The organism is Desulfonauticus autotrophicus (assembly GCF_055381725.1).
In genome coordinates this window covers 792,782-815,283 of the sequence record NZ_AP042395.1, presented here as the reverse complement: position 1 = coordinate 815,283, position 22,502 = coordinate 792,782, and the positions used below count along the sequence as shown (strand labels likewise).

27 protein-coding genes and 1 pseudogene are annotated in these 22,502 nt (G+C 33.5%); 17 read left to right on the top strand and 11 right to left on the bottom strand.

Annotation, left to right across the window (positions count from 1 at the left end):
• Window positions 1–2 precede the first annotated feature (2 nt).
• From ACZ42F_RS04750 to dapA, 5 genes and pseudogenes are all read left to right on the top strand, one after another.
• Window positions 3–815, top strand: a complete 813-nt coding sequence (locus ACZ42F_RS04750; RefSeq protein ID WP_464279948.1) for a MinD/ParA family protein — start codon at window positions 3–5, stop codon at window positions 813–815.
• A 56-nt stretch (window positions 816–871) separates the two neighbouring features.
• Window positions 872–1,147 (top strand): HU family DNA-binding protein, encoded by a 276-nt coding sequence (locus ACZ42F_RS04745; protein ID WP_464279947.1) that lies wholly within the window; start codon window positions 872–874, stop codon window positions 1,145–1,147.
• Window position 1,148: 1 nt separating this feature from the next.
• Window positions 1,149–2,004, top strand: a pseudogene (locus ACZ42F_RS04740) (UshA-like (seleno)protein family 2).
• Complete coding sequence (dapF, locus tag ACZ42F_RS04735) at window positions 2,001–2,828, top strand: diaminopimelate epimerase (RefSeq protein WP_464279946.1); 828 nt, start codon at window positions 2,001–2,003, stop codon at window positions 2,826–2,828. Before ACZ42F_RS04740 ends, dapF begins: the two are co-directional and overlap by 4 nt.
• 14 nt (window positions 2,829–2,842) lie before the next feature.
• The gene (dapA, locus tag ACZ42F_RS04730; RefSeq protein ID WP_029968970.1) at window positions 2,843–3,721 is read left to right on the top strand and encodes a 4-hydroxy-tetrahydrodipicolinate synthase; all 879 of its coding nucleotides are present in this window, start codon (window positions 2,843–2,845) and stop codon (window positions 3,719–3,721) included.
• Between the two features lie 38 nt (window positions 3,722–3,759).
• On the opposite strand, the gene ACZ42F_RS04725 is transcribed toward dapA, so the two are convergent.
• From ACZ42F_RS04725 to ACZ42F_RS04685, 9 genes are all read right to left on the bottom strand, one after another.
• On the bottom strand, window positions 3,760–4,455 hold the full coding sequence (locus tag ACZ42F_RS04725) for an MgtC/SapB family protein (protein ID WP_464279945.1): 696 nt from the start codon (window positions 4,453–4,455) through the stop codon (window positions 3,760–3,762).
• Complete coding sequence (gene pyrR / locus ACZ42F_RS04720) at window positions 4,449–4,991, bottom strand: bifunctional pyr operon transcriptional regulator/uracil phosphoribosyltransferase PyrR (RefSeq protein WP_464279944.1); 543 nt, start codon at window positions 4,989–4,991, stop codon at window positions 4,449–4,451. Before pyrR ends, ACZ42F_RS04725 begins: the two co-directional genes overlap by 7 nt.
• 37 nt (window positions 4,992–5,028) lie before the next feature.
• Entirely contained in the window at window positions 5,029–5,895 is an 867-nt protein-coding gene (locus tag ACZ42F_RS04715; RefSeq protein ID WP_464279943.1) for a DMT family transporter, read from the bottom strand.
• Window positions 5,888–6,745, bottom strand: coding sequence for a metallophosphoesterase (locus ACZ42F_RS04710; RefSeq protein WP_464279942.1), 858 nt, complete (start codon window positions 6,743–6,745; stop codon window positions 5,888–5,890). Before ACZ42F_RS04710 ends, ACZ42F_RS04715 begins: the two co-directional genes overlap by 8 nt.
• 237 nt (window positions 6,746–6,982) lie before the next feature.
• Window positions 6,983–7,786 (bottom strand): undecaprenyl-diphosphate phosphatase, encoded by an 804-nt coding sequence (locus tag ACZ42F_RS04705; RefSeq protein WP_464279941.1) that lies wholly within the window; start codon window positions 7,784–7,786, stop codon window positions 6,983–6,985.
• 4 nt (window positions 7,787–7,790) lie between these two features.
• Window positions 7,791–8,570 (bottom strand): amino acid ABC transporter ATP-binding protein, encoded by a 780-nt coding sequence (locus ACZ42F_RS04700; RefSeq protein WP_464279940.1) that lies wholly within the window; start codon window positions 8,568–8,570, stop codon window positions 7,791–7,793.
• Window positions 8,557–9,174: an amino acid ABC transporter permease gene (locus ACZ42F_RS04695; protein ID WP_464279939.1), complete on the bottom strand. Its 618-nt coding sequence runs from the start codon at window positions 9,172–9,174 to the stop codon at window positions 8,557–8,559. The genes ACZ42F_RS04700 and ACZ42F_RS04695 overlap by 14 nt, the downstream gene beginning before the upstream one ends.
• Before the next feature lie 26 nt (window positions 9,175–9,200).
• Window positions 9,201–9,578: a tetratricopeptide repeat protein gene (locus ACZ42F_RS04690; protein WP_464279938.1), complete on the bottom strand. Its 378-nt coding sequence runs from the start codon at window positions 9,576–9,578 to the stop codon at window positions 9,201–9,203.
• Window positions 9,572–10,366, bottom strand: a complete 795-nt coding sequence (locus tag ACZ42F_RS04685) for an amino acid ABC transporter substrate-binding protein (RefSeq protein WP_464279937.1) — start codon at window positions 10,364–10,366, stop codon at window positions 9,572–9,574. The genes ACZ42F_RS04690 and ACZ42F_RS04685 overlap by 7 nt, the downstream gene beginning before the upstream one ends.
• Window positions 10,367–10,471: 105 nt before the next feature.
• Here ACZ42F_RS04685 and ACZ42F_RS04680 point away from each other — a divergent pair, with 105 nt between their 5' ends.
• From ACZ42F_RS04680 to ACZ42F_RS04660, 5 genes are read left to right on the top strand one after another with little or no spacing between them, the layout of a single operon-like run.
• Window positions 10,472–10,651 (top strand): hypothetical protein, encoded by a 180-nt coding sequence (locus ACZ42F_RS04680; protein WP_029969917.1) that lies wholly within the window; start codon window positions 10,472–10,474, stop codon window positions 10,649–10,651.
• On the top strand, window positions 10,651–11,775 hold the full coding sequence (locus tag ACZ42F_RS04675; protein ID WP_464279936.1) for an LptF/LptG family permease: 1,125 nt from the start codon (window positions 10,651–10,653) through the stop codon (window positions 11,773–11,775). Before ACZ42F_RS04680 ends, ACZ42F_RS04675 begins: the two co-directional genes overlap by 1 nt.
• Window positions 11,772–12,431 (top strand): LptF/LptG family permease, encoded by a 660-nt coding sequence (locus ACZ42F_RS04670; RefSeq protein ID WP_464279935.1) that lies wholly within the window; start codon window positions 11,772–11,774, stop codon window positions 12,429–12,431. The genes ACZ42F_RS04675 and ACZ42F_RS04670 overlap by 4 nt, the downstream gene beginning before the upstream one ends.
• The gene (locus tag ACZ42F_RS04665) at window positions 12,428–12,625 is read left to right on the top strand and encodes a hypothetical protein (protein WP_464279934.1); all 198 of its coding nucleotides are present in this window, start codon (window positions 12,428–12,430) and stop codon (window positions 12,623–12,625) included. Before ACZ42F_RS04670 ends, ACZ42F_RS04665 begins: the two co-directional genes overlap by 4 nt.
• A gap of 5 nt (window positions 12,626–12,630) precedes the next feature.
• Window positions 12,631–12,840: an LptF/LptG family permease gene (locus ACZ42F_RS04660; protein WP_464279933.1), complete on the top strand. Its 210-nt coding sequence runs from the start codon at window positions 12,631–12,633 to the stop codon at window positions 12,838–12,840.
• Here ACZ42F_RS04660 and yihA read toward each other — a convergent pair whose 3' ends face one another.
• Window positions 12,841–13,425, bottom strand: a complete 585-nt coding sequence (gene yihA / locus ACZ42F_RS04655; protein ID WP_464279932.1) for a ribosome biogenesis GTP-binding protein YihA/YsxC — start codon at window positions 13,423–13,425, stop codon at window positions 12,841–12,843.
• Between the two features lie 87 nt (window positions 13,426–13,512).
• Here yihA and ACZ42F_RS04650 point away from each other — a divergent pair, with 87 nt between their 5' ends.
• The 7 genes from ACZ42F_RS04650 to ACZ42F_RS04620 are packed head-to-tail and all read left to right on the top strand — an operon-like array spanning window position 13,513 to window position 20,731.
• Window positions 13,513–14,310, top strand: a complete 798-nt coding sequence (locus ACZ42F_RS04650) for a hypothetical protein (RefSeq protein ID WP_464279931.1) — start codon at window positions 13,513–13,515, stop codon at window positions 14,308–14,310.
• A 5-nt stretch (window positions 14,311–14,315) separates the two neighbouring features.
• Complete coding sequence (locus tag ACZ42F_RS04645; RefSeq protein WP_464279930.1) at window positions 14,316–14,759, top strand: type II 3-dehydroquinate dehydratase; 444 nt, start codon at window positions 14,316–14,318, stop codon at window positions 14,757–14,759.
• A gap of 24 nt (window positions 14,760–14,783) precedes the next feature.
• Window positions 14,784–15,341 carry an elongation factor P gene (gene efp, locus ACZ42F_RS04640; protein WP_029969977.1) on the top strand — a complete coding sequence of 186 codons (558 nt, stop codon included), beginning with the start codon at window positions 14,784–14,786 and terminating at the stop codon, window positions 15,339–15,341.
• Between the two features lie 13 nt (window positions 15,342–15,354).
• Window positions 15,355–17,475, top strand: a complete 2,121-nt coding sequence (locus ACZ42F_RS04635; protein ID WP_464279929.1) for a DNA translocase FtsK — start codon at window positions 15,355–15,357, stop codon at window positions 17,473–17,475.
• Complete coding sequence (locus ACZ42F_RS04630) at window positions 17,471–18,361, top strand: ComEC/Rec2 family competence protein (RefSeq protein WP_464280199.1); 891 nt, start codon at window positions 17,471–17,473, stop codon at window positions 18,359–18,361. The genes ACZ42F_RS04635 and ACZ42F_RS04630 overlap by 5 nt, the downstream gene beginning before the upstream one ends.
• A complete protein-coding gene (locus ACZ42F_RS04625; protein ID WP_464279928.1) occupies window positions 18,355–19,839 on the top strand; it encodes a DNA internalization-related competence protein ComEC/Rec2 in 1,485 nt (494 codons plus the stop codon). Before ACZ42F_RS04630 ends, ACZ42F_RS04625 begins: the two co-directional genes overlap by 7 nt.
• A 19-nt stretch (window positions 19,840–19,858) precedes the next feature.
• Window positions 19,859–20,731 (top strand): NAD(P)-dependent oxidoreductase, encoded by an 873-nt coding sequence (locus tag ACZ42F_RS04620; protein WP_464279927.1) that lies wholly within the window; start codon window positions 19,859–19,861, stop codon window positions 20,729–20,731.
• Here ACZ42F_RS04620 and ACZ42F_RS04615 read toward each other — a convergent pair.
• On the bottom strand, window positions 20,728–22,467 hold the full coding sequence (locus ACZ42F_RS04615) for a YgiQ family radical SAM protein (protein ID WP_464279926.1): 1,740 nt from the start codon (window positions 22,465–22,467) through the stop codon (window positions 20,728–20,730). The two genes, ACZ42F_RS04620 and ACZ42F_RS04615, sit on opposite strands and share 4 nt — an antisense overlap.
• Window positions 22,468–22,502 lie beyond the last annotated feature (35 nt).

Here is a 22,502-nt window from a genome sequence, read left to right as displayed (position 1 = left end):
TTATGAGTAAAAATATAGGGATTTCAATATTAAGTGGAAAAGGTGGCGTAGGTAAAACCAATATTGCCTTAAATTTAGGCTATGTTTTGCAAAGTTTGGAGCAAAAGGTAGTGATTTTGGATTGTGACCTGGGATTGGCTAACTTAAATATTCTTTTGGGATTAGAGCCAAGAAAAAATATTCAGGATGTACTGCTGGGAGATTCTAAACCAGAAGAAATTTTAATTCCTGTAGAAGAAAGGTTGGATATCATTGCTTCTACCTCTGGTGTTTTGGATATTTTGGATCTGGAAGAAGATATTCAGTTTATGGTAGAAGAAAAATTGCAACCCTTACTTAGTACCTATGATTTTATTCTCTTAGATTTGGGAGCAGGAATAGGTGCTAGTACTTTGGCTTTTGCTTCTTCTACTCCTTTACGTATAATAGTGATTACGCCTGAGCCCACTTCCCTTACGGATAGTTATGCTGTCATTAAAATCTTGAAAAATAATTATGGACTTAAAAATTTTTTCATCGTGGTAAATTCGGTCAATTCTGAGCAAGAGGCTAAACTATCTTTTCAGCGTTTAAATACTGCTTGTGAAAATTTTTTGGGTGTGTCTTTATTTTATCTTGGGTGTATTCATTATGATGAAAAGGTAAGTAAAGCTATTAGAGAGCAAAAACCTTTTCAAAAGCTTTACCCTGATAGCCAGGCTGCTTTAGATATTTTAAAGATAGGGAAAAAACTCCTGCGTCTAATAGAAAGTAGCAATTCCATAAAAAGAGGTTTAAGCCTGGTAGAAGGTCTAAATAAAAGAAAAGAGACTTGATTTTATTTTCACTTTTAGGTTAGAAAGGGTAATAATTTTCAAAAAGGAGAGAGTGGATGAATAAAAGTGATCTTATTCAAAAGCTGGCAGAGGAAAAAGATCTGTCTCCTGAAGAAGCCAGTGATATCGTTAATATTTTTTTTAACTCTATGAAAGAAGCCCTTAAAGAAGGACGGAGAGTAGAAATTAGGGGGTTTGGTAGTTTTAAAATTAAGGAGTACGAAGGTTATGTAGGAAGAAACCCCAAGACAGGAGAAAAAGTAGAAGTAAAACCTAAAAAACTTCCCTTTTTTAAAGTAGGAAAGGACTTAAAAGACTATTTAAATAGCTAAGATGCTTACCTGCTTTAAAAAGGGGGTTTTTTCCTATTTTTTTTAATTTTATTTTTGGGAGGAGAGAAAAATCTTTTTTCTTCTTCTCTAACTATTTATTATACGGCCAATAGTTATGGAGAAATAAAACCCTGTCCTTCCTGAGGAGGAAGAAGTTTTGGCGGTCTGGCCAGGAGAAAAACCTTTTCAAGCAAATTGCAAAAGAAAATAGCCTTTTTTTGTTTGGTCCTTTTGAATTTATAGATCCTCTAGATTCTTCTAACAGCAATCTTAATCACCTTGTAAATATTTATTCTAAGTTTCAGTATAACTTTGGAGTATTAAGTAAAAAAGAAAAACAGCTGTTTTTAGCTAAAGGAATAAGCATACCTTCTTTTTGGAAAACTGTGGATAATGAGATAGATTTTTATCTTTTAGATAATAAATTGGTAATCTTAGTTTTACCTTTTATTGAAGGTAAAAAAGATTTAGCTTACTTCTCTGAACAAGTAGAACAGGTTGTAAAGAAAATTGTAAATAAATATCCTTTTTTGCCACTAATAGCTATTTCTTCTTGGGGTGAATATTGGGAAGATTATTATTTACAATATTATAAACCTGATATCCCTGTTTTTTTGGGTAGTGGGCCAGGACGAGCTATAGAAGGTAAAGTAGTAAACCAAGGGCGCACCCTGTGGGTTCGTCCTTACTCAAAAGGTAAGGCTGTATTCCAGATTGATATTACTGATTACGAAAAATATAAACAACAAAATAAGTGGCTTTACAAGGAGAATTTTTTTTGGAAAACTCACTGGCTAGGAAATAAAATTTATCCTGATCCTGAAGTAAGCAATTTTATTGAAAAGGAGTTTAGATGATAGAAGAAAATCTTGTCTTTTATAAGATGCACGGAAGTGGCAATGATTTTGTTTTATTTGATTTGCGCCAGGTAAAAGTGGCAGAGCAGGAGATGGAAGCATGGGCTAAAAAACTTTGTGCTCGAGGGTTTGGAATAGGAGCGGATGGTCTTATTTTTTTAGAACCAGAAGAAGACACTGGGGCCAGTTATAAATGGCACTTTTTTAATGCTGATGGCTCCAGAGCAGAGATGTGCGGCAATGGTTCTAGGTGCGCAGCCTGGCTGGCAGTAAAGTTAGGTTTAGCTCCCAAAGAACACACATTTTTAACTGATGCAGGTTTAATTAAAGCCCAGGTAATTGGGGAAGATGAAGTTAAGGTCCAGTTGACTCCGCCTAAAGATTTACAATTAAATATTCTCTTAGATTTAGAAAATAAAGAGTGGAAAGTTCATTTTGTAAATACTGGAGTGCCACACTGTGTAGTTTTTAGAGAAGATGTGCAAACTACTGAAGTAGCTAATTTGGGGCGTACAATTCGTTTTCATTCTCATTTTCAACCTGCAGGTACTAATGTAAACTTTGCCCAGGTAGTGGATAGAAAAAAGATTTTACTTAGAACCTATGAAAGGGGCGTGGAAGTTGAAACTTATGCCTGTGGGACTGGAGCAGCAGCTACAGCGTATGTGGCTTTTAACTTGGGTTTGGTGGATTCTACAGTGGAATTAATCACCAGTGGTCAGGAAAAGTTGATCATTTCTATAGAAAGGGAAAATTTATTTTTACAGGGAAAGGCAGTTTTGGTTTATAAAGGGTATTTAAATAAGCAAATTTTGACTAGCTAAATAAGGAGGAAATAATGAATATTCAAGGAGCAATTACTGCACTGGTTACTCCCTTTAAAAATGGTCAAATAGATGAAGAAGCTTATAGGAAACATATTGAATGGCAAATAGAAGAAGGTATAGATGGAGTAGTTCCCTGCGGTACTACAGGAGAATCTGCTACCCTTAGCCATGAAGAACATAAACGAGTTATTAAAATTTGTGTAGAGCAAGTAAAAGGTAGAGTACCTGTTATTGCTGGAGCTGGATCAAACTCCACTAAAGAGGCTATTGAACTTACTCAATTTGCCAAAAGTGCAGGCGCTGATGCCGTATTACTTATCACACCTTATTACAACAAGCCAACTCCTGATGGTTTAGTTGCTCACTATAAAACCATTGCCAGGGAAGTGTCTATTCCGATAATAGTTTATAATGTACCTTCTAGAACTGGATTAAATGTGACTCCAGAGTTAGCTAAAAGATTATATACAGAAGTCGATGCAGTAATTGGGATTAAAGAAGCCAGTGGTAATTTGAGACAGGTAGCTGAGATTTACGAGCTTTGTGGAAAGGATTTTATTCTTTTGTCAGGAGATGATTTTACCATATTACCTTTACTTTCTGTTGGTGGAAGAGGAGTTATTTCTGTTATTTCCAATATTGTGCCCAAACTGACTCATGAACTTTGTACTGAGTTTTTTAAGGGTAACTTAGAAAAAGCAAAAGAGATTCAGATTAATCTTTTATCTATTGCTAGAGCCATGTTTATGGAAACCAATCCCATACCAGTAAAAACAGCCTTGAGTTTGATGGGACGAATTAATTTAGAATTACGTTTACCTCTAGTGGAAATGCAAACTCCAAATAAAGAAAAGCTTACTCAGATATTAAAAGCAAAAGGGTTGATTTAAGGCCAGAATATAAGGCCTTCTATTAAAGAAGGCCTTTATTAGCGTACAGTTACCCCTTCAGTCCAGGAGATATAAGTTAAAGAAGGAATGCTTAAGAGTTCGTCTATTAGATTTTTGGGTTTTATTTTTTTATGGGATGAGATAAATATTTTATAATTCATTATATTTTTCTCTTTTAAATAAGAATAGTTGATAAATTCTACTTCAAAAGGATAATTTTCTAATATTTCCTTGATAAGCTCAAAGCTTTCGTAACGGCAATTACATTGAATTTTTAATAAGGCAGAATATCTTTTGGGAATAGTGTTTCTAATTTGTCTTAAAAAATATAAGACAAAGAGACTTAAAAGGGTAGTTATGGTTGCTGGTAAGTAAAAACCTGCTCCTATGCTTAGGCCAATGGCAGTTACCAGCCACAACCCTGCAGCAGTGGTTAGGCCTTTAATGATATTTTTTCCTTTAATAATTGCTCCACCACCTAAGAAACCCATACTAGCTATGGTATAAGAAGCAATTCTACCTGGATCCATACGAATTACAGAATTGACATTTAAATGAGAAAAAATAGTAGGTAGTTCTAAAGACAGATTCATTAATAAACAAGAACCAATACAGACTAAAATATTAGTTCTAAAGCCTGCTTGCTCTCCTCTGTACTCTCTTTCAAATCCAATTAAACCTCCATAGATAAAGGAGAGCAATAATTCTATAACCCAATTATAGGTGTTTAACATTGTTTTTCCTCTAAAATTACTAAGTCTTTACCATCTTGTTCTTTAGTTAATACAGATACAGTTTCTTTCAAAGAGGTATTAATGGTTTTTCCTACAAAATCAGCATGAATAGGCAGCTCTCGATGTCCTCGATCAATAAGTACTAGTAATTTTATTTTGTTTGGCCTGCCAAAATCCAGCAAAGCTTCTAAAGCAGATCTTACTGTTCTACCAGTAAAAAGTACATCATCGACTAAGATTACTTCCCGTTGTTCCAAACTTACTGGAATGTTACTGGCATTAACAAAGGGCGCTGCTTCTAGACGAGTCCAGTCATCTCTATAAAGATTTATGTCCAAGGATCCTAAGGGAATAGAAATTTTTGTCTTTTCCTGTAAAATTTCTTTTATTCTTCTGGCAATGTCTACTCCTCTTCTCTGGATGCCAATAATGACTATATTATGAACATTTTCCACTTTTTCCAAAACTTCATAAGCCAAACGTTCTATTATTTTGGTTATTTCTTTGTCTGTTAAGATGATTTTGGGTGTGGACATAATCTTTCCCCTAGATTAAATTTTTATTTAATATATTTTATCTTTTTAAGTTAGTCAAAAAGATGCCTGTTATCACCAGAATTGCTCCTAGATAAGTACTGGAAGATAGAGTTTCATTTAAGAAAATATAGGCTAAAAGAAGGGAAAATACCGGGACCAAGTTGATAAATATGCCGGCTCTAAAAACACCTATTTTCTTTATTCCCTGATAATACCAGACAAAACCCAACCCAGTGCCCAAAACAGCCAGGTAAAGTAGGCTAAAACCTTGTTTTAAAGTAAGAAATTTTATATTTTGGAGCAACTGTTTTTGCCAGGCAAAGGGAAAAAGTAAAATTGTCCCTATCAAAGAAGCATAACTGGTTAAGATAAGTGGCTCATGTTTTTTTAGAGTGTTCTTACCAATCAAGGAGTAAGCTGTCCAACTTAAGACACAGAGCAAAATCAATATTTCTCCTGTACCTATTTTAAAATAAAGCAGCTCTTTTATCTCTCCTTTGCTTAAAACTAAAATTTCCCCTATGAAAGTGATAACTATCCCTAAGATATTTTTAAGGAAAACTTTTTCTTTAAAGAAAAAATAAGAAAAAATGGTAATTAAAGCTGGAGTTAGGCCAATAATCAGGGCAGCTCTTCCTGCTTCAATGTATTTTAAACCGTTAAAAAAGAATATATTATACAAAAATATGCCTGTTAGACCCAAAAAAAATACTTCTAGCCAGGTGGAAAGTGAGAAATGGGGTTTTCTTTTAGGTAAAATTAAAAATAAAAAGGTAGTAGCTAAAAAAAATCTAAAAAAAGCAGATAAATAGGGGTCTAGGTTTTGGCCTAAATATCTGCCAGCAATAAAGGTGCCTCCCCAAAAAAGGGTGGTTAAAATTAATTTTAAATAGGTTCTAAGCATTGCCAGGAGTTAGGTTGATGATAACCACTTCTGCAGGTGAAAACATTTTTAAGGGTGGGCCCCAGGTCCCTAAACCACTGCTTACAATCAAATTAGAGACGTTTTGTTGATAATGGCCATAGATATAAGGATATACCAGCTTTACCAGATGGTAAAAAGGATAAATTTGTCCTTTATGGGTATGTCCTGCCAACTGAAGATCCAGGTTATGTTTAACGCTAAATTCTTTAAAATACCATGGTCTATGAGTAAGTAGAATATTGTATTTTTGAGGATTAACCAGAGGAAGGATTTTTTTTAGATTCCTAAAAAAATCCATTTTTGCTCCTGCACTGTGCCCTGCAGGATCATCTACACCTAACAAATTAATATCCTCTAACTTATAATTGCTATTAAGAAGAACTTTTACCTTATATTTTTTGAGAATTTCCATGCTTTTTTCAAAATCAACATAGTGTTCATGATTTCCCATTATTGCTATAATTGGAGCTTTACAATTGGAGGTAAATTTAGCCAATTTTTTTTCAGCTATACTTAAGTGATCATTAAATATGTCTCCACCTAAAATTACTAAGTCTGGATTAATTTTATTTATGTTTTTATTTATAAATTCAAGTATATTATAAGAAGGAATAATCCCTAAATGGACATCAGAGATAAAGACAAGTTTATAATTTTTTCTTAATTTATTGGAAGTAAAGTTGTATTTAGTATATACTACCTTTTGAGCGTTTAGATAACCTAAAAAAGTAATAGAGAGACTAAAAAATATAACTGTATAGCTTAGATATTTTTTTATTTTATTGTTTTTTAAAATATAAATTGTGAAGAGTAAGATTATCGAAGACAAAAATAAATAAAATATAAATCCCAGCCAGAGATAAGAAAGTAGCCAAAAAAGATGTTTAAGCTGGGGGGGTAATTTATTCTCTATTATTTTGGTGATAAAAGGTAAGGATATTAGCAGGGTTATAATAAATGTAGATATCTTTTTTTCAAAAAAGTTAAATTACGAGATAATATTAAAAATGGTGTTAAGTTTAAAATTGAGTAAATTAAAGTAAAAATAATTATAAATTTTAACATATTAAATATAGTAAAATAAAACTATTAAGGCTAAAATAATTCTATAAATAGCAAAAGGCTTTAGGGTTATTTTGCCTAAAAGGTAAATAAAGGTTTTAATAGCTACAAGGGCAGAGAAAAAAGAGATGATAAAACCCAGGCCAAGAATTGTTAGGTCTTGAGGATTGAAAAGTTGAAAATTTTTTAAAAGGTCATAGCCTGTAGCTGCAAACATAATGGGCACTGCTGCCAGAAAAGAGTATTTAGCTGCTAACTTACGTTCTAAGCCCAGGAGCATTCCGCCAATAATGGTAGCAGCTGAACGAGAAAAACCTGGCCAAAGGGCCAGACATTGAAATAGACCAATGCCCAGAGCTAATTTAGGGTTAATTTGATCTAGTTTAAAATAGGTAGTATTGTTTTGTTTTTTGTTTTCTACCACGAGAATAAAAATGGCTCCAACTAAAAGAGATAAAGAGACAGTAAAGGGAGTAAAAAGGTACTTCTTTATATAAGAGTGGGTTAATAACCCTAAAATACTGGCTGGAAGAGTAGTTAAAAAGAGAAGATATATTCCTCTAATGCCTTTAAACTCTTTTTTGTTGGGAGTGAAGTCAAAAAAAAGATTTAAAAAAAAGTCCTTATATAAAACTACCACAGCTAAAATAGCTCCAAGCTGGATAACTATATCAAAGGTATTGGCCTTTTCTCCTGTAAATTGAAGTAAATGCCCACTTAAAATCAAGTGCCCAGTGGATGAAATGGGTAGAAACTCGGTTAAACCTTCAACTATACCTAAAATAGTAGCTTGCAAATAAGGATTCATCTTTTTAATCCAGTATTTTTTGTAAAAAACTTTTTATTCGAGGATTTTCTAAAGAAGAGGAAAAAAACTCTTTGGACTTGGCTTCCAGTAAAAAACGACCATGTTCCATAAAAATAACTCTATCTGCCATTTCTCTGGCAAACCCCATCTGGTGGGTGACTATAATCATGGTCATGCCTTCTTGGGCTAGTTTTTTTATGGCTTCAAAGACTTCTCCTACCAGTTCTGGATCCAGGGCAGAAGTAGGTTCGTCAAAAAGCATTAATTTGGGTTTCATAGCCAGGGCCCTGGCTATGGCTACTCTTTGCTTTTGACCACCTGAAAGACAGGCTGGATAGACATTTTTTTTATCTAGAAGACCCACTTTTTTAAGCATATCCAAAGCAATGCTTTTTGCTTCCTGTTTGTTTTTTTTCAAAACTGTTCTAGGTCCTTCCATAACATTTTCTATAACTGTCAAATGAGGGAAGAGGTGAAAATGTTGAAAAACCATGCCTATCTCAGAGCGTAGGGCACATATTTTTTTAGGCTTATCTAAAACTCTTTTATTTCTTTTAAAAACATAGCCTACTTCTTTACCTTCAAAGAAAATTTGACCTTCATCTATTTTTTCTAAAAAATTTATGGTTCTCAGTAGAGTTGATTTTCCAGAGCCAGAAGGTCCAATAATTGCTACCTTTTCTCCTTTATGGACCTTTAGATTAACTTTATCTATAGCAACAACTTCTCCAAAACGTTTGGTTATGTTTTTTAACTCTACTAATACCTGATTATCTTTGTTCATAAGCTCCAACTTTGCGCTCTATTTTTTCAAAAGTAAGGGTAAATACAGTTGTTAATAAGAGATAAATGATTCCTGCCAAGATTAATACAGTGACATCAAAGTAAGTATTAAAAAGCTGATCTGCTGAACGCATTAGTTCTACCATGGCAATGGTGGAAACCAAAGCTGTATCTTTAATAAGAGCTATAAATTCATTACCAATAGGTGGCATGATGCGTTTATAGGTTTGAGGAATAATTATTCTCCGCATGGCCTGTCCATAGGTCATCCCCAGGGCTTTTGCTGCTTCCATCTGGCCTGCATCTATACTTTGAATACCTGCTCTAATAATTTCTGCTAGATAGGCAGAATAATTTAGGCCTAAGCCCCAAAAAGCTGCAGTTAGAGGTTTTAAGGTAATACCTAGGGCAGGCAGGCCGTAGTAAATAAAAAAGAGTTGTAAGAGTAAAGGAGTACCCCTGAACATCCAGATAATAAACCAGCAAAAAAGAGAAAGGGGTAAGAAACGGCTTATTCTACCTAGAGCAATAACCAGCCCTCCCAAAGGAGAGACCAACATGGTAAAAAGAACCAGAGTAAGCGTCATAACAGTGCCTTTTAACAAGGCAGGAAGATACTTTTTACCGTTATCTAAAAAGCGTTGAAAAATCTTTTTTCTTCATTTTTTATGGCTTTTAGTAAATTTTGTGCTTCCAGGTTTTGAGGATAGTACTTAAGGATCTGTTCACATTGTTTTTTGGCTAATGTAAATTCGTGTTCATTAAAATAGAGTTTGGCTAAAATAAGTCTGGCCCTTAGAAAATCTAAGTCTTCATCTGTAAGGGGAGGTTTTACCTGGAGAAAGTACTGCTTGGCTTGCTCTAGATTTCCCAAGCTTAGTTCTTGCTCTCCTAATTTTAGATAATTGGTTTCTGCTCTCAGAGAGCTAACCAGACTTAAAAACACTAAGACCAGAAGGAAAATCCTTCTGGTCTTTTTTAAAATTGAAAAACTAATGTTGTTTACCATTTTGCTGGATTAGTGATGTCTTCGCCAAACCATTTTTTGGAAATTTTAGCCATGGTACCATCAGCAACCATTTTATCAATTTCCTTTTGAATTACTTCCAGGAGTTTTTTATCTTCCTTTCTAAATGCAACCCCAAAGGGTTCTTTAGTGATAAACCCAGGTAAAATTCTATATTTACCAGGTCTTACAGAAATATAATAGCGTCCAGAAACATTATCCACTACCATAGCGTCCAGGCGTCCTGCATCTAAATCTAAAAAGGCCTTGGGGTTATTGTCATATTCACGTACTTTTTTGGGCTGAACAGGAAGTTTTTTAACTGCCTCTAAGGCAGAAGAACCCTTTTGAACTCCAATAACTTTTCCTTTGAGGTCATTGAAACTTTTTATATTTTTTTCATTTAAGCGTACAACCACTACCTGCCCGTCCATGATGTAGGGCCTGGTAAAGTTAACTTGTTGAGCCCTTTCCTTGGTGATAGTCATGCCATTCCAGATACAATCGAATTTTTTGGCATAAAGAGAGTGAATAACTCCGTCCCAGGCAGTGGGTTGCCATTTGATTTTTATTCCCAATCTTTTTCCTACTTCTTCTGCTGCTTCAATATCAAAACCAGTGAGTGTACCATCCGCCTGACGAAAACCCATGGGAGGGAAAGCATCATCTAATCCTATTACCAGTTCTCCTTTACTTTTTACTCGCTCCCAAGAGTTATCTTCGGCAAAACAAGTGGAGATAATTGAAAAAAAAGCCATCAGAAATAAAATACTTGCCATTAAACGTTTCACTTACTAACCTCCTTTTTTGGGTTGAATTTTAACGGTATTAACCTTAGTAAAGGCCTATCTTTATTCTAAGCTCAAAAAACTTGCAAGAACAAATAGGAGTAAAAAATGAGTACTATCATGGATCAAAAGAGGGTAGAGCAAGCCATAAGATGGATTGATGGTGAACTACAGGAGAAAAAAGATTTAACTAAACTTTTAGAAGAGGTGGGGATGCGTTTTAATTTGAGTCCCCAAGAAATGGAATTTGTCTTGAGATTTTTTAAGGAAGAAAAGAATAATAAATAATGCGTATTTTAAATCGTTATCTGGCCAGAGAAATTTTTGTTGTTTTTTTTATTTGTCTTTTTTCTTTTCTCATTTTTATTTTAATAGGAAGGTTACTTCATTTTAAAGAGCTATTTTTAGGACAAAATGTACAGATAAAAGATATTGCCCTGGCATTTTTTTATTTATCTCCTTCCTTTTTAATTATTCTTATCCCCATATCCTGCATGCTAAGTATATTTTTAGTTTTTTTAAGGATGACTTCAGATAGAGAGATGATTGCTTTACGTTCTTGCTCTTTGAACTATACAAATTTTACTTACTTTCCTTTTTTATTTTCTGTAATCTGCTTTTTTATATCTTTATATATGGCAATAGTTTTATTGCCTAAAGGTATAGATAATTTTAGAGAAAAATGTATAGAAATTATACAGTCAAAGACAGAATTTTCACTGAGGCCAGGCATATTTTCTTCATCTTTCCCTGGTATAGTTATTTATCCAAAAAGTGTAGATTTAAAAACAAAAATTATGCAAGGAATATTTATTGAAGAAAATAGAAAAGAGCAAAATAGAGTGATTGTGGCTGATAAAGGATATATTTATTATGATAAAGATAATAATCGTATGGTTTTTGAATTGTTAGATGGAAATATTTATATCTTTTCCAATAAGAATAGTAATATCCTCAACTATAAAAGATACGATGTAATTCTGGATCTAAAAAATATTTTGGGTGGGTTTAAATTAGAAGATAAGAAGCCTAAAGAGATGTATTTAAGTGAGTTAAAAAAAGTTATTAATTCTGATTCAGAATTAAGTAGAATTGCCAAAATGGAGCTTAGTAGGAGATTGGCTTTACCGTTTTCCTGTTTGATTTTGTCCTTTTTTGTGCTTCCTCTTTCTTTAAGTCTTTCTGGTATGAAACAACAATATGGAATAATTATTTGTTTACTTTCCTTTTTAATTTATTATTCTCTTTATTCTCTATTTTATTCCCTTGGAGAAACAGGAAAAATGTATCCTTATATTTCTATGTGGATGCCTAACTTGATTTTTTTAGTTCTCGGCGGAATTAACTTTTATTTACTTAGTAAAGAAGTAACTCTTTATGGAGTTATTAAAAATAAGTTGTTAAAAAGATGAGAACATTATCTAAATATTTACTAAGAGAACTTGGATTTATTTTTTTAAATATATCTTTATCTGGGATATTGGTATATTTGTTGTTTGACTTTTTAGATAGAGTAGACGAGTTTATATCTTCTAAAGTTTCTTTAACAAGTATTTTACTCTATTTTACTTTTAAAATACCTATGATTTTATCTCAAATAATGCCAGGTATATTTTTTATTTCTATAATTATATTATTTTCCATTTTGTATAATAGAAATGAGATTATAGCGATATTGTCTGGTGGTATTTATTTTAGAAGATTAATTTTTTTTATATTGTCTATTTCTGTATTTATTTCTTTTTTACACTTTGCAGTTATTCAAGAAGCTGGTAGTTATGGTATGTTTAAATCAGCTGAAATGTGGAAAAAGTATGTGAGAAATAAGGAACTTATTAAAAATGATATTTATAATAAATGGCTTATAGATAAAGATAAGGTTATCCATTTTGAAAGGTTTAACTTATCTACTAATAAAGGAACCTCTATAAAAGTGTATGAGGTTGATTTTTCCAATAATAAGATATTAAGATATATTACTGGAGATAGCTTTGTCTATAATAAAGAAAGGATAATAATTGATAAGGCCTGGATATTTGCTCCCCATTCTTTTCTAAAGAACAGGTGAAGCAAGTAAATTTAAAGGCTCAAATAGACTTTAAATCCTTAGCTACACTTAGTTCGGACTTACCTCAAGAGGCCCTTTCTTTTACTCAGCTTACAAAGATTATAGAGGTATTTAGGAAAAATGGTATTAGTGTGGAAGAATTACTTGCTACCTGGTATGGTAAGTATGCTTATTCTTTTCTATTATTATTTTAAGTATATTGGGAGTAATAATCGTCTACTATTTAAAAAATGTATATAAATCTCTCTTGTTGGGGCTGGGACTTATATTTTCTTATTATACTCTGTTTGTTATTGGAAGTACTTTAGCTAAAAAGGGTGTTCTTTTTCCTTTTTTGGGTGGATGGTTAGCCAATATAATTTTTATGTTTTTAATTTTACCCTATTTATTTAAAATACTCAAAGAATAGCTACTTGGCTTTGTTAACTATAGCCTGCCAGAGTTTGTTTTTACCTTTTCCTGTCTTACTGGAAAACAGGATTATATCTTGGGCAGACTTATTTAACAGGACTTGCCAATTCTTCAGGCTTGCACTAATTTCTTTTTGTTTGCATTTATCTACCTTGGTAAGTACCGGTATTAGAGGTATCTGGTTGTTTTCCAGGAAAGAAATAAGCTCTAGGTCTAAACTTTGAGGTTTAAGCCGGGAATCAAGAAGCACGGCCATTGCCTTTAAATAGGCGTTATTGCTTAAATAAGAATTGATTAGTTGAGCCCATTTTTCTCTTTCTTGCTTGGAGCACTTGGCATAACCGTATCCAGGAAGGTCAACTAAATAAAAGTTGTCTGGTTCAACCAGATAAAAGTTGAGACTTCTAGTTTTACCAGGAGAAGAACTGATTTTAGCTAATTTTTTTTGTCCTGCCAGGCAATTTAATAAAGATGACTTGCCTACATTGGATCTTCCTGCTATGGCTACCTGCGAAATAGGTGGTATTGTAAGCTGTTCTAAGGTGTAAATAGTTTTTTCTAATTTTAATGTTCTTTTCATCATAAAATCTCTAGAAATTTTTTTTTAAAAGTTGTATAAAAACATTTAACAGTTTTAAGGTTTAGATTTAAATCCCAAAAGGAGTTTTTTATGAAGCAAAAATGGTTAATAATTATGGCTGCTTTGTTTTTGGTTGCTTGTGCTCAAAAAAAACAAGTAGTTAAGCCAGTTTTGATTTTTAATCCTCAAAACCAGCTAACTACTGAGGTTAAAACAATTAAGGTGAAAGTCAAGCTTTCTTCTGATGAGTATAAGGAGAAGGGCAAAAGTGCCTTTTGGAATGCTGCTTTAAAGGAAGCCATGCAGCAAATTAATAGGGAAATATTAAAAATGAGTATGATTGTTAGACCTAGTGCTCTAGGGATAAAAAGCGCTCAGTTCTTGGTCAATAAAGGAGAAATCAATCCCAAACAAAATCCTTATACCAAGGATTTGGAACAAGAATTTGAAGTTACTCTAACTTTAACTCCGAGCTATGCTGTGGCTGGTAAGGTAATTAGTTTAAAACAAAACACTTATGCCATTGGCACACATGATTTTTGTTATATTGCTGTTTTTGAAGATTATAATCCTGGTGAAGTGGAAAATAGGTATTTTGCCATTGGTAAATTTTCTAAAGAAGAGGGGATTATTCGTCTTACTGGCATGGGAAAAATTACTCAGGCCTTGACCGAAGATAAGTTTACCAAGGGGTATGGTTTGTTAGCGCAAGGGGAAATTTATGAGGTTAAAGAAGAGGTAGAGGTGGATGATATCATCTTCTTGCCAAAGGTAGAAGTTAAGGCTATAAGCCAGCCTCTTGCAGCTTCGGAAAATAGTTTAAAGCCAGAAGTGGTGGTGGAGCCTCGTTATCTGGAAGAATTAAAAGTACCTGCTGAAGCCAAGTAGTTTTTATGGATATTCTTATTTTAAATGGACCTAACTTAAAGTATATAGGTCAAAGAGAGCCCCATATTTATGGAGAAAAGGGACTGGATGCTCTTCCCTCTTTGGTTGCTCAGGAGGTTAGTCCTCGGTTGAATTTAACCCTTAAGCAGTCCAATTCAGAGGGTGAATTGATTAATTATTTAGAAGAAGCATGGGAGAAAAAGGTCTCTGGCATTGTTATTAATGCAGGAGCGTATACGCATACGAGTATAGCCATAGCTGATTGTCTATCCTGGATAAAAATACCTTATGTGGAAGTACATTTGAGTAATGTCTATGCCAGAGAAGAGTTTAGACATAAAAGTTATTTATCGGCCAAAGCTCTTGGAGTTATTTCTGGATTTGGAATCTATAGTTATGTTTTAGGCGTAAAAGCTCTTTATCATTATCTTTCTCAAGTTGAGAGTTAAAAAATAATTGCTGAAGGAGGTAAAATGCTTTCTACAACTGATTTTAGACGGGGATTAAAAATAGAAATTGAGGGAGTTCCCTATGAAGTATTGGATTTCTTGCATGTGAAACCAGGTAAAGGTGGTGCTTTTGTCCGGACCAAATTAAAAAATTTACTTACAGGTAGTATTGTAGATGAGACCTTTCGCGCTGGAGAAAAATTTGATCGTCCAGATTTGGAAACCAGGTCCTATCAGTATCTTTACAAAGAAGGCGATAGTTATGTGTTTATGGATATGACCACTTACGAACAGATCAATGTGGCTGCAGAGTCCTTTGCTGATAAGGGGCAGTTTTTAAAAGAAGGTGAAGAAGTAAAGGTTTTGGTGTATAGAAATCAGCCTATTGACTTGGATTTGCCTGCTTCTGTAGTTTTGGAAGTGGTGGAAACAGAGCCAGGAGTAAAAGGAGATACTGTTTCTGGCGCTACCAAGCCAGCTACTTTGGAAACTGGCCTGGTAGTTCAGGTGCCTCTGTTTATTAACGAAGGAGATAAAATCAAAATTGACACCAGAACTAAAGAATATATCGGTCGAGAATAAAGGAGTATTTTTTTTGACTGGGGAGGGCAAGTTAAAAAAAGAAATATTGCTATTGTTTTTGTGGGGTTTTCTTTTTTTTTATTTGCTTAGCTTGCTAACTTATTCGCCCTTAGACCCATCTTTTAATTCTTCTGGTATCGCTAGTGGAAAAGTAATTAATAAGGCTGGCTTGGTAGGAGCTTACCTGGCTGGCCTTTTTTTTGATCTTTTTGGTTTGGGCGCTTTTTTGTGGGCTTTAAGTGGATTTTTGGTTTCTCTTTTAATTATTAAAAATATTACTTTTCCCTGGTATAGATGGACTTTTTTCTTTCTACTTTTAATCCTTTTGCATATCTGGATTTCTTTTCCTTATTTTTCTTTTGTTTCTTTTCATAGTATAAGTGGTGGTGGTTTTTTAGGAAATAATTTATATCTTTTATGTATAAAATATTTTAAATTCTGGGGTAGTATAGTAATTTTGTCTATACTAACAATTTGTAGTATACAAATAGTATTTAATATATCATGGTATAGTTTGATTTATAAACTAAAATATGACTTTATAAAGAGAAAAGAAAGGATATCTAAAAATATAAAGAGAAATAATAAAAAAAAGAATGTAGATAAAGATATTAGTCCTGTAAAAGAAGGAAAAAAAGAAGTTAAAGAGTCAGGTGTTAAAAAAGATAGTAAAAATAACATTAATTATGTTCATTCTGGTGATGCTAAGTTTCCTCCTTTAGATATACTAAATGAAGTTGTGAAGAATAAGGTTAAAGTAAGTAAAGAAATATTAGAAGAAATAGGCTTAAAAGTAACAGATTGTTTAGCTAATTTTTCTATAGAAGGAAAGGTAGAAAGGGTAGTGCCAGGCCCAGTGGTGAGCATGGTGGAATTTAAACCAGCTCCTGGCATCAAGATTAGTAAGATCGCCAACTTGAGTGATGATTTGGCTTTAAGTTTAAAATCTTCTCGCGTACGCATTATTGCTCCTCTTCCAGGTAAGGATACTGTGGGCATAGAAATTCCTAATCCAGAAAGGGAAATGGTTTTTTTAAAGGAAGTTTTGGATACTCCTGGTTTTCAAAATAAAAAGCATATTCTCCCCCTGGCCCTGGGTAAAGATATTCAAGGAAATGCTGTAGTGGTAGACCTGGCCAAAATGCCTCATTTATTAGTGGCAGGGGCTACTGGTGCGGGTAAAAGTGTATGTTTAAATAGTTTTCTTTTAAGTTTACTTTTTGCTCATACTCCTGATTCTTTACGGTTATTGCTTATCGATCCCAAGAGAATAGAACTTTCAGTTTACAATGACCTTCCCCATCTGGTCCATCCTGTGGTCACAGAGCCTGGTATGGCCAAGGTAGCCTTAGAGTGGGCAGTAGCAGAAATGGAAAGACGGTATGAGCTTATGGCCCAGTTGGGAGTGCGCAATATTGAGGCCTATAATCAAAAAATAAGTAATTTAAAGAAAAGTGAAGATAATCAAGAAGAGTGGGAATCCCTTTTTTACTTGGTTATAATTATTGATGAAATGGCTGATTTGATGCTTACTGGGGCTAAAGAAGTGGAAACCAGTATTGTTAGATTGGCCCAACTGGCAAGGGCTGCTGGGATACATTTGATTTTAGCTACCCAGAGACCTTCAGTGGATGTGGTTACAGGTATTATTAAAGCCAATTTTCCAGCTAGAATAGCCTTTCAGGTGAGTTCCAAACATGACTCCAGAACTATTTTGGATGCCAATGGAGCAGAATATCTTTTGGGTAAAGGAGATATGTTGTTTAAGGCCAGTGGAGGAAGCTTGAAAAGGGTCCATGGTGCTTTTGTCAGTGAAGAAGAAATTGCTCAAGTCGTGGAGTTTTGGAAAGAGTCTTATCCTGGCTCCTTTGAGCTTGATTTTAAACAATGGAAAGAAGAAAAAGAAGAAAAAACTCAAAGTGAAGTAAATGAAGATATTGTAAATGATCCCAAATATCAAGAAGCTGTAGAATTTGCCATAGAAACAGGTAAGGTTTCCATCTCCTTAATTCAAAGGCGTTTTCGCATTGGTTTTAATAAAGCTGCTTTATTTATAGAGCAAATGGAAAGAGATGGCATTATTGGTCCTCCAGAAGGAAGTAAACCTCGAGAAGTTTTAATTAAAAAGCATTGACCCAGCTAAAGCTTTTTACCTGGCAAAAAACATTTCTCTTTTTCTAAGTGGTTTTATTTTTCCCAGATTTCCTGTCTATAGTCTTTTTATCTTTTTATTTCTTTTCTTTTTCTTTGAACCTAAAAAATACTTTTATGCCTTTTTTTATTGTTTGGGGATAGCTTATTTTTATCTTACTATTCCAGTTAGTTATTATCCCTTTGCTTTAGATTTTTTTAAAAAAAAGATTGAAGTTAAAGGAATAGTTAGTAGTATAGAGTTTTTACCAGAAAATAAAAAGAGAATACTTTTAGATGAGGTTTATTTTAATAATATAAAAATAAAAAATAAATTGATGATTACTTTAGAAGATAATAAAGGAAAAGATAAAGATATTTTGCCTGGAGATAAAATAGAAGAAAAATTAAAGGTAAAACCTGTTGCAGGCTTAAAAGATAAAGGGGTTTTTGGTTATTCCTTTTTTTGGACTAGTAAAAATATTTTTTATCGTTCTTACGCTAAGAGCTTAAGAATTTTAGATTATAAAAAAAGTAATTTGATTTATAAGTTTAAAAGGTATTTATATCAGAAAATATATTTTTTAAAAGCCAATGTTCTTAGTTATTTGAATGAAATAAGCGCTAGAGAAGAAACAAAAGCTGTAATCTTGGCCTTACTTTTAAATGATAAATCTCTTTTTACCTATAAATTTTTAAACTTTTTTAGAGAAACAGGCCTTGGCCATACTTTGGCGCTTTCAGGTTTACATTTAAGCATTGTTTTTGCTTTAGGTTTTTTCCTGGTTTATGGCTTATATTTTATATTCCCCTATGGTGCTCTGATTGTACCCCGTAAAAAGATGTCTATCTTTATTTCTTTTTTCTATCTCTTTTTTATCTGTTGTTAACTAGAGCTCCTTTATCCCTATTACGTTCAGAAATTATGTTTTTAAGCTGGGGAATACTTTACTTGTTGAATAAAGAGAGATTGTTTATAGATGGTTTTTTTATAGCTCTTTTTTTGTTGGTTCTTTTTTTACCTGCAAGTGTTTTTGATATATCTTTTCAATTTTCTTTTTTAGCAGTTTTAGGAGTCTATTTCTCAGTATATCTTTTAAAGAGCTTGAAAGTGAAGAACAAATTTTTTAGTTCTATCTTATTTATTTTTTTCTCAACTCTAATAATAAACCTTATTTTACTACCTTTACAAGTATATTATTTTAATCAAGTTTATACTTTATCTTTTATAAACATTATTTGGATCCCCATTTTATCTTTTATAACCTTGCCTTCTGGATTACTATTTCTTTTGTTTTTGAAATATCAAAGTATAGCTTTATTTTTTCTAAAAATTATGTCTACATCTTTAGATTTTTTATTTTCTATTTTGTCTTCTTTAGAAAGAATACTTACAACTATAACTGTACTTGTTCCTAGGCCAGACGGATGGATTATATTAAGCTTTTATCTGCTATTTCTTTTTGTTATTCTTAAAAATAAAAAGGTAATTTATTTTTTAATTTTTTCTTTGGTTTTATTTTTTATTCAAATTATTTATGAAGATAAAGGCAATATGGTTTCTGTTCTAGATATAGGGCAAGGACAATCTCTTTTTTTGAATATAGATAAAAATAGAATTCTTATTGATGGAGGTGGAAGTTTTAATTTTGATTATGATTTGGGTAAACTGGTTTTAAGTAAAATTTTAACCTATAAAAAATATCCTGGTTTAGATATGATTTTTTTAACTCATCCAGACATAGATCATTTAAGAGGTCTTTATTATATTTTAGATAGATTTAAATTTAAAAGATTTTATTTTAATGGAGACTTTCCTCTGGGTTTAAGAGATAGGTTGATTTTAGAGAAGATATTAAGTAAAAATAGGGATAAAGTAGGAATAGTAAAGAGAGGAGATAGGATTAATTTAAGTAAGGATAGTTATCTGGAAGTGTTACATCCTAAAATTAAGGGCAATAATTCTAATAATGACTCTCTGGTATTAAGGCTGGTAGATAGAGGTGTAAAGAGAGTGCTTATCTGTGGAGACATAGAAAAAGCAGGCTTAAATGATCTGGTGTCTTCTAACTTAGATCTTAGAGCTCAGGTTTTGATTTTACCTCATCACGGCAGTAAAAATAGTTTTAATGAGAAATTTTATACTCAAGTTAATCCCCAGTTAGTAATTGTAAGCTCTGGATTTTTAAATCCTTATAGGTTACCTTCTGGTAAAGTAGTAAATTATTTTCAACAAAGGAATATCCCTTTGTTAAATACAGCCCTGTTAGGAGAGATAGATATTTACTGGAAGGATAAAGAAAAATTTTACCTAACTACTCAGGAAAAGATAGTTAGTAAAAATAAAGGTTTTTGGGTAAAAAATTGAGTATAATAAGGAGGGACAAATGAAAAAAGTTGGTTTTATTGGCCTGGGTATTATGGGTATTCCCATGTCTTTAAATATTTTAAAAAAAGGCTTTGAGCTAACTGTATATAACAGAACTTTTGCCAAAACCATAGGCTTAACTCAAGCAGGGGCAAAAGCAGTAAAGACTCCTCTGGAAGTAGCGCAGGAGAGTGAAGTTATCATAACCATGTTAACTGGCCCAGAAGCCATTGATCAGGTTATCTTTGGCAAAGAGGGATTGTTTTCTGCTTTAACTGACCAGAAATACTTGATTAACATGAGCTCTGTTTCTCCCACTTATACCAAAGAATTAGCCCAAAAATTGGAACCTACAGGCGTTAAATTTATTGATGCTCCTGTTTCTGGTTCAAAAAAGCCTGCTGAAGATGGACAGCTGGTTATTCTGGCTGGAGGAAAAGAAGAAGAAGTAAAAGGTGTAGAAGATGTGTTGCTGGCAATGGGTAAAAAGGTGGTTTACTGCGGTCCTGTGGGACAGGGTTCTATGATGAAAATGGCCATTAATCTGCTTTTGGGTGTGATGATGGCTGGAATGGCAGAAATGATTCACTTTGGCCAGAAAGGTGGTTTAAGCAAAGAAACCATGCTGGAAGTACTCTATTCTGGAGCCTTGAATTGTCTTTTGTTTCAACTGAAAAAGGATTTATTTTTAGAAGAAAATTTTACTCCACAATTTCCTTTAAAACACATGAGTAAAGACTTGCGTTTTGTTTTTCAAACTGCCCAGGAAACAGGAGCGGTTATCCCAGAAGCAACTACAGCCTTGCAGTTTTTCAGGATAGGTGAAGAAAATGGTTGGGGTGATGAAGACTTTGCTGCTGTGTATAAGGTATTGCAAAAAATGATAAGCTAACTAAAAAAAAGGGAGTCCCAATTTATATTTTTTGGGTCTCCCTTTTTTTGGTCCTTTTTAGAACAATATCTTTTTGTTTTTGCTTGTCTTTGAAGGTTTTGGCTACCTTTATTTTCTGGCCAGTAAAGGGATTTTTTTCTGTAAAATACATAAGGGTAGAAAAGGTAGAAGGGGTTGGAGTAAATATTTGAATCTGTCTGGGATTGATTTTTAATTGGTCTAGGGCAAATTTTTTTAATAAATACATATGTTTTTCTGTACAGCCAGGATGGGCAGCAATGAAATAATAGGTCAAAAATTGCTTTTTTCCCTTTTTTTTTACTTAATTCATCAAATTTGCGCTTAAATTCTAACAGGTTTTGATTATCAGGCTTGCCCATGATTTCTAATACTTCTTTTGCCACGTGTTCAGGTGCTATTTTTAGCTGGCCAGAGACGTGCCAGCTTACCAGGTCTTGAAGATAAGTTTCACCAGCCCTTTTATCTGCTAAAATAAGGTCATAGCGCAGTCCACTATTAACAAAGACTTTTTTTACTCCAGGGATTTTTCGAACTTTTCTAAGAAGATTGATTTGAGGAGTGTGGTCTAGAGGTAAGTTGGGGCACGGTTGGGGAAAAAGGCAACGCTTGTTCGAGCAACTGCCTTTTTTTAGTTTTTTGTTACATTCAAATCCATACATATTGGCAGTGGGTCCACCCAGGTCTTGGATAATACCTTTAAAATCTGGATGCTTAATAAGGGATTTTACTTCTGCTAAAATGGATTTTTCACTTCTACTTTGAATTATTTTTCCCTGGTGCATGGAAATAGCACAAAAATGACACTCACCATAACAGCCACGGTGGGTGGTTATGGAGAACTGGATGGTCTCCAGGGCTTTAATTTTTCCTTGTTTTTGATGTAGGGGATGGGCCTTGTTTTCAAAGGAAAGGCTATAAATCTCATCCATCTGTTCCTGGGTGAGGGCAGGGTAAGGAGGGTTGTGCACTAAGTACCGGTCCTGGTGTTTTTGAATTAGCCTTTGTCCTTTAACTGGGTCCTGGTTTTGATAAAAGGTCAAAAACATTTGAGTAAATTTTTCTTTGTCTGCTTTTACTTCCTCATAACTGGGCAGTTCAATTCCAGAGGCTGGTTTTTCTTTGGCAATATAACAAAGTCCTCGAATAGAGGTAACTTCCTGCTTTTGTTCCAGGGCCCTTGTTAGTTCCAGTAAGGAGTATTCAGCCATGCCATAGAGTAAATAATCAGCCTTGGCGTCAAATAAAATAGAGCGTCTCAGGGAATCTGACCAAAAATCATAATGGGCAATGCGGCGTAAACTGGCTTCTATTCCTCCCAGGACAATAGGCTTGGTATTTTTAAAGTATCGACGGATGAGATTGGTATAAACTATAGAAGCCCTATCTGGCCTTTTATTGTTTATACCACCAGGTGTATAGTCATCAGTTTTGCGTTTTTTACCAATGGCAGTATAATTGGCTACCATGGAGTCTACTGACCCGGCAGTAACCCCCCAGAACAACCTGGGTTCTCCTAATCTGGTGATGTCTTTACCTGACTTCCAGTCTGGTTGAGGAATAAGGGCTACTTTATAACCGTGTTTGATAAGAAATTTACCCAAAAGGGCTACTCCAATAAAGGAGGAGTCAATATAAGCATCTCCTGTAACCAGGATTATATCTGGCTGGGGCCAGTTTAACTTTTTGAGTTCTTCTTTGCTAATAGGAATAAACATAACTGGTTTGCTATTTTGTTTAGGTAGTCAATAAG